This window comes from Geodermatophilus sp. SYSU D00879 (genome assembly GCF_054050375.1).
The window spans coordinates 1-11,295 of sequence record NZ_JBJGZF010000037.1; the positions used below are offsets into that span (position 1 = coordinate 1).

Annotated in this window: 10 protein-coding genes; 1 reads left to right on the forward strand and 9 read right to left on the reverse strand. The window is 76.8% G+C overall.

All coding sequences use genetic code 11. The annotated features are described in order from the left end of the window. Positions 1-116: 116 nt before the first annotated feature. The 4 genes from ACI79B_RS23040 to ACI79B_RS23055 form a co-directional block, all read right to left on the reverse strand. Positions 117-1,109 (reverse strand): AIM24 family protein, encoded by a 993-nt coding sequence (locus tag ACI79B_RS23040; protein ID WP_456930458.1) that lies wholly within the window; start codon positions 1,107-1,109, stop codon positions 117-119. A gap of 11 nt (positions 1,110-1,120) precedes the next feature. Then, a complete protein-coding gene (locus ACI79B_RS23045) occupies positions 1,121-1,765 on the reverse strand; it encodes an AIM24 family protein (protein WP_456930457.1) in 645 nt (214 codons plus the stop codon). Positions 1,766-1,768: 3 nt separating this feature from the next. Beyond that, entirely contained in the window at positions 1,769-2,386 is a 618-nt protein-coding gene (locus ACI79B_RS23050; protein WP_456930456.1) for an AIM24 family protein, read from the reverse strand. A 133-nt stretch (positions 2,387-2,519) separates the two neighbouring features. Beyond that, entirely contained in the window at positions 2,520-3,641 is a 1,122-nt protein-coding gene (locus ACI79B_RS23055) for a DUF475 domain-containing protein (protein WP_456930455.1), read from the reverse strand. A 280-nt stretch (positions 3,642-3,921) separates the two neighbouring features. Between ACI79B_RS23055 and ACI79B_RS23060 the strand changes: the two genes are divergently transcribed. Next, positions 3,922-5,190 (forward strand): hypothetical protein, encoded by a 1,269-nt coding sequence (locus tag ACI79B_RS23060; RefSeq protein WP_456930454.1) that lies wholly within the window; start codon positions 3,922-3,924, stop codon positions 5,188-5,190. Here ACI79B_RS23060 and ACI79B_RS23065 read toward each other — a convergent pair. The 5 genes from ACI79B_RS23065 to ACI79B_RS23085 are packed head-to-tail and all read right to left on the reverse strand — an operon-like array spanning position 5,187 to position 10,987. Then, a complete protein-coding gene (locus ACI79B_RS23065; RefSeq protein WP_456930453.1) occupies positions 5,187-6,002 on the reverse strand; it encodes a hypothetical protein in 816 nt (271 codons plus the stop codon). The two genes, ACI79B_RS23060 and ACI79B_RS23065, sit on opposite strands and share 4 nt — an antisense overlap. Next, positions 5,999-7,126: a cysteine protease StiP family protein gene (locus ACI79B_RS23070; protein ID WP_456930452.1), complete on the reverse strand. Its 1,128-nt coding sequence runs from the start codon at positions 7,124-7,126 to the stop codon at positions 5,999-6,001. The genes ACI79B_RS23065 and ACI79B_RS23070 overlap by 4 nt, the downstream gene beginning before the upstream one ends. After that, positions 7,123-8,400, reverse strand: coding sequence for a phosphoribosyltransferase domain-containing protein (locus tag ACI79B_RS23075; RefSeq protein ID WP_456930451.1), 1,278 nt, complete (start codon positions 8,398-8,400; stop codon positions 7,123-7,125). Before ACI79B_RS23075 ends, ACI79B_RS23070 begins: the two co-directional genes overlap by 4 nt. After that, positions 8,397-9,626 (reverse strand): HpcH/HpaI aldolase/citrate lyase family protein, encoded by a 1,230-nt coding sequence (locus ACI79B_RS23080; protein WP_456930450.1) that lies wholly within the window; start codon positions 9,624-9,626, stop codon positions 8,397-8,399. The genes ACI79B_RS23075 and ACI79B_RS23080 overlap by 4 nt, the downstream gene beginning before the upstream one ends. Continuing rightward, on the reverse strand, positions 9,623-10,987 hold the full coding sequence (locus ACI79B_RS23085) for a VWA domain-containing protein (RefSeq protein ID WP_456930449.1): 1,365 nt from the start codon (positions 10,985-10,987) through the stop codon (positions 9,623-9,625). Before ACI79B_RS23085 ends, ACI79B_RS23080 begins: the two co-directional genes overlap by 4 nt. Between the last annotated feature and the right edge of the window lie 308 nt (positions 10,988-11,295).

Genomic DNA, 11,295 nt, shown 5'->3' on the forward strand with positions numbered 1-11,295 from the left:
CCCGCCCCCCCCGCCGCCCCCCCCCGCGCCGCCCGCCCCCCCCCCCCCCCCCCCCGCCCCCCCCCCCCCCCCCCCCCCCCCCCCCCCCCCCCCCCCCCCCCCCCCCCCGGGAGCGCTCAGTGCTGCTGCTGGGCGCGGGCGACCAGCCGCTGGCCGAGCGAGCCGGCCTGGCTGTCGGTGAGCAGCTGGGTCTGCGACTCCACCAGCCGCAGCACCGCCGGGTCCTCCCGGGCGATCTCGGAGGACTGCAGCAGGATCGTGCCCTTGCCGTTGAAGTCGTACTGCCGCTCCTCGCCGGAGGCGCGGCCGAGCGCGCCGGTGAGCGCGCCGAGGAAGCTCTGGGTCATCCACTGGGCGTCGTGGTGCACCGACGGCGCCGGGCAGTCGGCCCAGCCGAGCAGCGCCTCGGGGTCGGCCCGGAACGGCGGCTCGACGAAGATCACCGGCCCGTTGGACGAGGCGATGAACTTCCCCGTCCCGATGAGGGTGACGAAGCCCGGGACGATCGACTGCTTGAGCTCCAGGTCCTTGGAGAACGCGCAGAGGTTGCCGGCCTTGATCGTCAGGTTGCCGTCGTCGAGGTCGTAGGAGTTCAGGTCGAACCCGCGGTCCCCGATGAGCACCTTGCCGTGGCCCTGGGCGACCACCCAGTCCTGCACGTAGACGGGGCTGGAGAACCGGTGGGCCACCCACGCCTGCACCGAGGAGTACTCGCTGACGGCGTCGAACTGGACGTTGCCGTAGTACGCGAGCATCGCGCCCTTGCTCATGAACCACTCGCCGTTCAGCGCGATGCAGAAGACGTAGGGGTTGACGTTGTCGTCGTCGGGCAGCGACTGCGCGTTCAGCGTGCTCGGCACGCCGGCCGGCGGCCCGGCGGGGGGCTGGCCGTATCCGGGCGGCGGGGGCTGCCCGTAGCCGGGCTGGGGCGGCTGCCCGTACGCGGGCTGGCCGTATCCGGGCGGCGGGGGCTGGCCGTACCCGGGCTGCGGCGGCTGCCCGTACCCCGGCTGGCCGTAGCCCGGCGGCGGGGGCTGGCCGTACCCGGGCTGGGGCTGGCCGCCGTAGGGGTTGCCGCCGCCGTAGGGGTTGTTCGGCGGGTAGGTCATCGTCGCCGTCCTCAGAACTTCTGCTCGCTGGCCTGCACGTACACCGTGCCGTGGCCGCTGATCTTCAACTGGAGGGCCTCGCCGGAGCCGCGGCCGACGACGTCGCGGAGGCCGACCCTGGCCGCGAGGTCCACCGACAGCTGGCCGACGTGGCCGACGTAGGCCTGCGGGTCGACGCCGACCTGCTGCCCGTTGAGCTGCAGGGGGAAGGCGCCGCCGTGGGCGAGCAGCGCGACCGACCCGCGGCCGTGGACGTTGGTGGTGAACAGGCCCTGCCCGGTCATGGCGCCGCTGATCGCGGACTTGAGCCCGCCGGAGCCGAGGAACTGGACGCTGGTCTGCAGGTTCGCGTCGTGCACGAGCAGCCGGTCGGCCTCGCAGACCAGCGGGGCGGCGCCGTCGAGCTCGAGGACGGTCACGTGCATGCCCTTGTAGCCGTAGAGCACCTGGCCGGTGCCCTCGGTGGCCATCATCGGGTTGGACTCCCCCGACATCGCCGCGCCGACCATGCCGCCGATGCCGCGGCCCTGGCCGTGCACCGGGCGGAAGGTGACCTGCCCGGAGTACCCGAGCATGGCGCCGCGGCGGGCGAGCACCGGGTTGGCCGGGCCGACGTGCGCGCGCACGACCTTGCTGTTGACGGTCTCGAACGGCACGGCTCAGCGCTCCGAGGACTGGACCAGCACCAGGCCGTGCCCGGTGAAGCGGAGGGAGAAGGGCTCGCCGGAGCCCTCGCCCACGAGGGACTTCCACGAGACGCCGCTGACCAGGTTCATCGACAGCTGGCCGCGGGAGCCGACGTAGGCGTCGGGGTCGACCACCAGGTCCGTGCCGGGCGCGACCTCCAGCGCCATGACCGGGCCCTCGGACACGATCGCGACCTGGCCCTGCCCGGTGACGGTCGTGGTGGCCAGGCCCTGGCCGCTGGTCACCCCGCGCAGGCCGGAGAACTGGACGTCGAGGCGCAGGTGCTCGGTGTGGGCGAGGACGTGCTCGCTCTCCACGGTGAGCGTGTCGCCGGCGAGGTCGACGACGAGCACGTCCATCGCGTCCTTGGCGAGGTACACCCGGCCGTGCCCGGTGCAGTCCATCAGCGAGATGCTCTCGCCGGCGACGGCCCGCTTGAGGGCGGCCCGCATGCCGCCGCCCCCGCCCATCCCGGAGTTCTTGAAGTCGACGTTGCCCTCGAAGGCGACCATCGAGCCGCTGGCGGCCCGGATGCGGTCCCCCTGCAGGTCGGCGTGCAGGACGCGTTTCTGGGCGGTGAGCTGTGCCAACGACGGACCTCTCGGTGCGGGGACGGGAACCGGGCGGACCGTATCCGCCTCCCCCGTCCCGCGGTAGGCCACCCGCCGCGGACGCGCGGCGGCCCCGGGGCGGGCGCCCCGGGGCCGCCGGGTGGGCCCTGCCTCAGCTCTGGCCGGCGGGCACCTCGTCGCGCTCGCCCGGCCGGTCGGCGGTCGCGACCTCGGCGCGCTCCCGCCGCGACACCACGATGCTGCTGATCACCGCGGCGATGATGAACAGCAGGCCGGTGAGGCCGGTGACGTACTCGCTGATGTGGAACCGCAGCTCGAGGATCATGATGGCGGCGAGGACGCCGATGGCCCACATCGCCCCGTGCTCGAGGTAGCGGTACTCCTCGAGGGTGCCCTTGTCGACCATGTAGATGGTCAGCGACCGCACCCAGAAGGCGCCGATGCCCAGGCCCAGCGCGATGATGAAGATGTCGCTGCTGATGGCGAACGCGCCGATGACGCCGTCGAAGGAGAACGACGCGTCCAGCACCTCCAGGTAGAGGAACGCGGCGAACCCGGCGCCCGCGACGGCCTTGGTGGCGGCGCCGCCGGCGCCGTTGCCCGCGGTCTGCCCGGTCGGGGCGACGTCGTCGTCCTCGTCGGCGCCCTCCGGGGCCTCCATGAGCTCGTTGAGGCCGCCGATGAGCAGGTAGGTGAACAGGCCGGCGAGACCGGAGACGAGCACCGTGGCGTACTTGTCGTCGTCGGCGATCTGCGAGCCGACGTAGATGACCGCCAGCGCGATGACGATCGCGACGTAGGGCAGCTTCCCGGCCTTGGCCAGCGGCCGCTCCAGCCACGACAGCCAGTGGATCTCCCGCTCCTCGTCGAAGAGGAAGTTCAGGAAGATCATCAGCAGGAAGATCCCGCCGAAGGTGTAGATCGCCTCGGCCGCGGCCTCGACGTTCTCCGCGTAGGCCTCCTGGTCCGACAGCGCCAGGTCCCACACCTCGGGGATCGACAGCTGCGCCGTCACCGAGACCAGGACGATCGGCAGCAGCAGCCGCATGCCGAACACGGCGATGAAGATGCCGACGTAGAGGAACAGCTTCCGCCACAGCGGGCTCATGCGGCGCAGCACCTTGGCGTTGACCACGGCGTTGTCGAAGGACAGGCAGACCTCGAGCACGCCGAGGACGGCGACGGCCAGCAGGGCCGCCGGCCCGCCGAAGAACACGGCGGTGACGAGCGCGGCCACCGTCAGACCGACGGAGAAGCCGAAGTAGCGGAGCATCAGGGGTTCCTCTCCGCCGCCGGGGGTGCCGGGCGACGACGACGACAGGGACGGGCGGGCCGGATCGGGCGGGAGGCGGGCCGGTGGTCCAACGGACCCCGGCGGGTCCCGGTTCCCGCCGGCCCGCTGCGGGGCGGCGGGAGCGGCGTGTTCAGCGGACCGGGCGGCGCCGGCCGCCCGTGCCCACGTGCGGGGTCCCGGCGTGGTATCCACGGGCCTCCGGACCGCGCGGGTGCCGGACCGCCCCGCCGGACGCGGGGCACGGCGAGGGGAGGCGGTCGTGAGCGCACCCGGCGGCACCTCCTGGTGGCGGCGCGACCGCGACGCCCCCCGGCGGGAGGCCGCGGCGGCGCGGGAGGCCGCGGCCGCGGCGATGCTGGCGCTGGACGCCGCGCTGGCCGACCTGCCGGACGCCGTCGCCGCCGCGGAGGAGGTGGGGGCCCCGGCGGGCGGACGACGGGCTCATCACCGCATCCCCGCCCCTGACTCGTTGGCCCGCGACTGGCGGGACCTCTCCACCCACGCCGACGCCGTCATCGGACACTACCTGCAGGCGCTCTCCGCCCACGACCCCGCGGCGGACGCCGAGCCGGGCGCGGCCCGCGCCGCCACCGCGGAGCTGGGCGCCGCGGCCGCCGCGCTGCGCGAGGTGCACGGCCAGGTCCAGCGCTTCCGCGACCAGTACGGCGAGGTGCTCGCCGCCGCCTCCCGCGCCCGCGCCGCGGCCGCCCGCGCGCTGTCCGCGACCCGCGACGCGGTGGCCACCGCCCGCGCGGCACTGGACGCCGCCGGCGCCGCCGGGCTGGCCGACCCCGGCCTGGACGGCGTCCTCGCCGACGCCGAGCGCCTCGCCGCCGGCGCCGCCGCCGACCTGGCCGCCCGGCACGCCGCGCCCGCGCTGGACGCCGCCGAGAAGGGCCGCCGGGAGGCCGAGGCGGCGGCCGCGCGGGCGCGGGCGCTGCCGGAGCGGGCCGCGGAGGTCCGCCGCGGCGCCGCGTCCGTCCGCACCCGCCGCGAGGCGCTGGGCACCCGGCACGAGCGGCTGACGCCGGTGATGAGCGAGCTGCGCCGCCGCTACCCGCTCACCGCGTGGTCCGACGTCGAGCGCGCGCCGCAGCGGGCCGCCGAGGCGCTGGCCGAGGCCGACGAGGCGCTGACCGCGCTGGAGGGGGCGCTCGGGGCGCCGGTCCTCGACGTGCCCGCGGCCGCCGCGCTGCTGGCCCGGGTGCGGGCGGCCGCCGGCCGGGTCGACGACGAGGTGCGCGCCGCGACGGGGCGGCTGCAGCGGCTCGACGCCGTCGCCGCCGACCCCGGGTCGCTGCTCGGCGAGGTGCAGCGCGCCGTCGTCGACGCCCGGCGGTTCCTCGGCGGGCTGCCCGAGGAGCGCGCCCGCCGCTTCCGCCGCACGTTCGAGGACCTCGCCCGGCGGCTGCCGCCGCTGGAGGAGGCGGCCCGGGGCCGCCGCCCGGACTGGGGCGCGGTGCTGCGCGAGGCGCAGTCGATCGAGGACGGCCTGGACCGGCTGGTGCGGACCGCGCGGTCGGACTAGCCCGCGCGGTCGAGCAGCCAGCGGACGATCTCCTCGCCCGCGGCGGCGCCGCTGGCCGCGGTCACCGCGACCCGCGCGCCGGTCCAGCCCTGCTCGTGCAGCTCGCCGTGCGCGGGGCGGACGGCGGCGTCGGCGGCGAGCAGCATCGGCGCGTCGAGCAGGCTGTCGCCGGCGCACAGCAGCCGCGGCGCGGACCCCTCCCCCGCCAGCAGCCGGCGCAGCCGGAGCAGCCCGGCGGCCTTGGACAGCCCGGCGGGGACGACGTACACCTTGCGACCCTGCACCGACAGCGTCGCACCGGCGGCGGTGACGGCCGCGCCGGTCTCCTCCAGCCAGTCCTGCGGGATCGCCTCGCGGGCGTGCGCGACGAGGTAGCAGAACAGTCCCTCGGCGGCGCGCACGGTGCGCACCCACGGCTCCCCGGCGACCGCCTCGAGCAGGCCGAGCAGCTCGGGCAGCGGCGCGGCCTGCGCGGCGGTCGCCGCGGCCCAGTCGTCCCACCCCGGGTCGCGGACGCCGTCGGCGAGGAGCACCCCGCCGTTGGCGCAAAGCGCGTACCGCGGGACGACGGGCAGCCGCACCCGCCCGTACTGCGCCACGGTGCGGGTGGTGACCGGGACCAGCAGCGCCCGTCCGGCGAGCTCGGCCAGCAGCCGCCACGACGCCGGGGTCGCGTGCGACAGCGGCGCGCCGTCGAGGTGCTCGACGACCTGCAGCCCCTCGGTCGTCCCGGCCGCGGCCGCGGAGTAGATGAGCGTGCGGTCGAGGTCGACGGCGGCCAGCGTCGCCGTCCGCGGGAGGACGGCGGTCACCGGCCCACCGGCCGGATCAGCCCGACGCAGGAGTACGGCAGGTCCGGCACCTCGACCAGCGGCACCCCGCGGGCGCGGGCCAGCGCGGCGACGTGCCGCAGGTCCTCGGCGCGGTCCGGGCGGACCAGCACCTGCCAGGGCACCCGGCGCAGCAGCACCCGCGTCGTCTCCCCCACCCCGGGCTTGACCAGGTTGACGTCGGCGATGCCGAACTCCGCGGCGATCGCCTCCACCGCCGCCCACCCGGCCCAGGTCGGCCGGCGCTCGGCGGGCGGGACGTCGTCGGCCGGCGGCCGCGCCGGGAACGCGGCGGCGACGGTGTCGACGAACAGCGCGGAGACGTCGGCGCCCGCGAGCTCGGCGTAGTACTTCGCGCCGTGGAACATGCCCGGGCCGATGAGGTCGTCGCGCAGCACCGTCCGCGACACCAGCCCGGACACCGTGCTGTTCAGGCAGGCGCTCGGGATGAGGAAGTCGTCGCGGGTGCCGTACAGCTCCGTGCACAGGCCCGGGTCGGCCAGGACGGCGAGCCGGTCGTCGAGCGCGGCGTCCTCCGGGTGCGCGGCGACCCAGCCGGCGACGGCCTCGGTGAGCTGCCGCTGGATCGCGCCCTTGCCGGTCCAGCCGTCGACGAACCGCACCGCCGACGCCGGGTGCCGGGCCAGCACGTGCGCCATCGCGACCTGGTCGATGCCGCGGCCGCGGATGATCGAGACGGTGTAGTGCGGCACCGCGACGCCGCGGGAGGCGAGGAACCAGCGGCGCAGCAGCACGCCGATCGGCGTCCCGGCGCGGGCGAGCGACACCAGCACCGGCGTCTGCCCGTGCGCGGCGGCGGCGTCCCAGACGAGCTCGCCCACCCGGGCGACGGCGTCGGCGAGCCGCCCGGCCGAGGTCTCCAGCGCGGCGGTGAACAGGGCCAGGTAGTCGTCGTCGGGCTGGTACTCGACCGGCAGCATCTCCGAGTAGTGGGTGCCCGACTGGATGGCCTCCTCGCGGTCCTCGGTGCCGCGCTCCAGCGCGACCGACGACAGGTCGGTGAGCAGCCAGGTCACCTCCTCGGGCGCGTAGGAGCCGAACCGGCCGGGGACGGCGGGCGCGAGCCGGGCGGACAGCGCGGTCATCGGGCCGGCTCCGCGACCGGCACGGGCACCAGGTGCACGGCGCGGGCGGCGAACGGGCGCAGCGCCCGCGCCATCGGCGCGCAGTCCTCCGCCGGGGCGTCCACGACCACGACGACGTCGTCGGCGCGCTGGTCGGCCCAGCGGCCGGCCGCGGGGACGGCGGCGGGGTCGGCGAGGTTGTGCACGCGGGAGACGCGGGCGGGCTCGTCGGGCGCGGGGAAGGACAGGCTGCGGCGCAGGGCGTAGCCGGGGTCGTCGGCGGCGTGCACGGGGCTCCGGGTGGTCGACTGGGTGGTGACGGGGGTGCCGGGCAGCCGCCCGGCCAGGCGCGCCGCGATCACGGTGGGCGCGTGCATGAGCTCCTCGGTGCCGAGCACGAGCACCCCGCGGCTGCCGGCCAGCTCCGGCGCGAGCGCGGCCGCGGCGGCGTCGGCGGCGGCGGCCAGCCGGGCGCTGCCGGCGGGGGTCAGGCCGTGCCGGGCGGTGGTCGGGACGCCGGCCGGCCACAGGCCGGGGTGTGTCCGGACCGCGCCGGGCGGGCCGGCCGGGACCGGCGCGGGGCCGGGCAGGGCGGCGCGGGCGGCCGCGGCCCGGTCGAGGACGTCGGCGGGCAGGGCGAGTTCCGTGGTGAGGACGGCGGCGACGTCGACCCGCACACCCAGCGCCTCCGCGCGCTCGGCGAACGCGGCGCGGGCGGCCGGGGTGCGGGCGTCGAGCAGCGTGGCGACGACGTAGCGCTCGCGCGGCCAGCGGGCGTGCAGCTCGGCGACGGTGTTGAGCGCGGTGCGGCCGGAGGTGAGCTCGTCGTCGACGAGCACCAGCGGGCCGGGCGCGTCCAGCGTCACCGGCCCGGCCGGCTGCAGGGCGTGCGCGACCGCGTGCGAGTGCTCCTCCTCGAACGCGGCGGCCACCGGCACGCCCGGGTGCACGCGACGGGTGGTGTGCAGGTAGGCCGCGCCGAGCCGGTCGGCGGCGGCGTGGCCGAGGCCGGTCGCCGTCTCGCAGTAGCCGATGACCAGATCGGGCGCCTCGCCGTCCAGGACCGCGGCGACGGCGTCGCCCACCGCGGCCCCCGCGCCGAGGACGGCGGCCGGCGCGACGGGCACGTGCTTGCCGAGGACCCGGGAGACGACCAGGTGCGCCCGGCGCGGGTTGTCCCGCAGCGCCAGGCCGCACAGCTCGGCGAAGCGGCCGGGGTCGGCGGCGGTGACGTCGAGCAGGCCGGAGACGGTGCCGCCCAGCCAGGCCGCGGCACCGGGGAGGGTGGCGGTCACGCGTGCTGCGCCTCCCCGCCGGCGAACACCTCGGCGAGCCGGCGCTGCCCGGTGGACAGCAGGTCGACCAGCGCGGCCTCGTCGGCGACGACGCCGTAGACCGCGGCGCGGCGGCTGATCAGCTCCGCCCACAGCGCGTGCGGGCCGATCTCGTTCATCCGCCCGTTCCCGGACACCGCGATGCCGCCCCGGCCGCGGGCCGTGAGGATCTCGAGGGCGTCGTCGTACTCCGAGCGGGAGACGGTGAGCAGCGCGTTGACCACCGAGACGTGCGCCGGGTGGATGACGGTCTTGCCGAGCACGCCGTTGGCCTTGTCGAGGGTGACCTCGCGGATCAGCCCGTCGAGGTCGCCGGCGATCATCCGCTGCCGCAGGCCGCCCTCGTGCTGGTCGCTGAACGGCGTCTGGCGCAGCTGTGGCTTGAACAGCCGGGGGCCCGGGATGTGCTCCCACACCGCGCCGGTGACCACGTGCTCGCCGCCGCGGGTGAAGGCGTTGACCACGTCGGCCAGGCAGTCCCGGACGACGGCGACGTCCCAGATCGTGGTGTCGCGGTCGCGGCGCAGGCCGAACAGCCCGGACAGGTCGGTGCCGCCCACCCGCAGGCACAGCACCGACTCCCGGTGCGCCTCGACCACCGCGGCCAGCGCGGCGAGCGCGTCGGCGCGGGTCTCCCGCCAGGCGAGGTCGGGCGTCTCCAGGATCGGCATGCCGTACAGCGGCTGCCCCAGGGCGGCGGCGACCTCCTCGACCGCCGCGAGCATCGGCGCGAGCGTGGCGCCGGTGGCCTTGGGCAGGCTGAACCCGGTCAGCCGCGCCAGCGCCGGCCCGGCGGCCGACGCGATCCGGCGGATCTGCTCGGGTGTGCGCACCCGGACGAACAGCAGCGGCAGCGCCGGCCGGTCGCCGTCGGCGGCGCGCCGGTCGATCCGCTGCAGCGCGGCGACGACGTTGGTCTCGGCGTCGGCGACGGCCGCGTGCGGGATGGCGTCCTCGAGGCACCAGACCATGCTCGTGGCGCCGACCGCGGCCGCGCGGGCGGCGTCGACGTCCAGCGCCGGCCGCGTGCCGGGGCTGTAGAGCGTCGCACCGAGGGCCAGCGCCAGCACGCCGCGCGGCGTCGCCGGTCCGACCTCGCCCGGCGGGACGGCGAACAGCTGCTCGCGCTCGCCGTCGGTGAGGTGGGAGAAGTGGCGCACCGTCGGCGCCTCATGCTGGGGGGTCACCGGAGCAGGCCCTGGGCGCGCGCCCGCCGCAGCCAGTCGGGGTACTCGGTCATGAGCCGGTCGAACAGCGCGTCGTCGCTGATCGGCCGGCGGCCCATGAGGTCGCCCTCGCTGACCGCGAAGAAGTCGGCGTTGTCGGTGTAGCGGCCCTCGAGGTCGTCCAGGCGCTGCAGGTAGCTGAACTGCCGCTCCGGGCCGATGCCCATGAACTGCCAGAACACCGGCTCGAAGGACGCCGCCTTGAGCTGCTTGGTCGCGACCGACTTGTCGCTGGGCGCGCCGTCGGTCAGGAACATGACGTAGACCGGCACCTGCGCCGGCTGCGGCTCCACGCGGTCGCGGCTGTCGCCGAAGTAGGCCTTGCGGACGGCGGCCATCGCGGCGCCGTAGCGGGTGTCGTACTCCAGCCGGTACTGCCGGGTGAGGTCGGCGATGTACTGCTGGTGGCCCTCCAGGCGCAGGCCGGGGGGCTGGTGCACGTCCTTGCCGAACAGGAAGACGTCGACGACGCCGTCATCGTCGAAGCGCAGGCCGAGGGCGAGGACCCGCTCGGCCAGCCGCTGCACGGCGCCGGTGCGGTAGAGCTGGGACATCGAGCCGGAGATGTCGAGGACCAGCGCGACGCGGGCGGTGTGCTCCCCCAGGCCGCGCTTCTCCAGGCTGACCCCGGCGGTCTTGACCAGGGAGAGCATCTGCGGCGCCGAGGACGACAGCTTCTTCTCGAGGTCGACCAGCCGCTTCTTCTCCATGCTCACCGGGGCGGCGGCGGGCGGCGGGGCGGCGGCGGGCGCGGCGGGGGCGGCGGCCGCGGGGGCGGGCTCGTCGTCGACGCTCACGCCGACGTCGGTGGCCATCCCGGCCAGGCCGGTCGTGAAGCCCTGGCCGACGGCGCGCACCTTCCACTCCGTGCCGCGGCGGTAGACCTCGGCGAACACCAGCGCGGTCTCGGGGCCGGCGGCCAGCTCGCAGCGGATCGCGGGCGCCGCGGCGCCGTCGGCGGCCACCTCGACGGCGAGGCCGGACAGCCCGCCGAAGGTGCCGGCGCCGTCGAGGGAGGCGCCGATGACGACCTTCTCGACGTCGGTGGGCAGCGCGGCCGGGTCGATGCGGACCTGGTCGACGGTGGCGCCGCCGCGGGCGGTCTTGCCGAGGTGGCGCACCGCGCCGCCGGCGCCGCTGGGCTGGTTGTAGAAGACGAAGTCGTCGTCGCTGCGGACCCGGCCGGCCGCGGTGGTGAGGAACGCCGACAGGTCGGCGTCGACGCCGGGGGCCGGCGTCCAGGTGAGCGTGACGACGACGGGGCCGGGAAGGCCGGCCTGGGCCAGCCCGACGTTGCCGCCCCGGGTGAGGACGTGGACCACTCCGGTGCCGCTCAGACGGACCGGGTGGCGGTGGCCACGGGGCGGGTGCGGTCGGGCATGACGAGGGGACCTCCGGGTTCTCGGGGGCTGGTGCTTCTCGGGGGCTGGTGCTTCTCGGGGGCTGGTGCTTCTCGGGGGCCGCTGCTTCTCGAGGGCCGGTGCGGGCAGCGCGGGACCCCGGCGGGCGGGGTCGGCGCACCGCCGGGGGGACCGGGGGGGGGGGGGGGGGGGGGGGGGGGGGGGGGGGGGGGGGGGGGGGGTGGGGGGGGGGGGGGGGGGGGGGGGGGGGGGGGGGGGGGGGGGGGGGG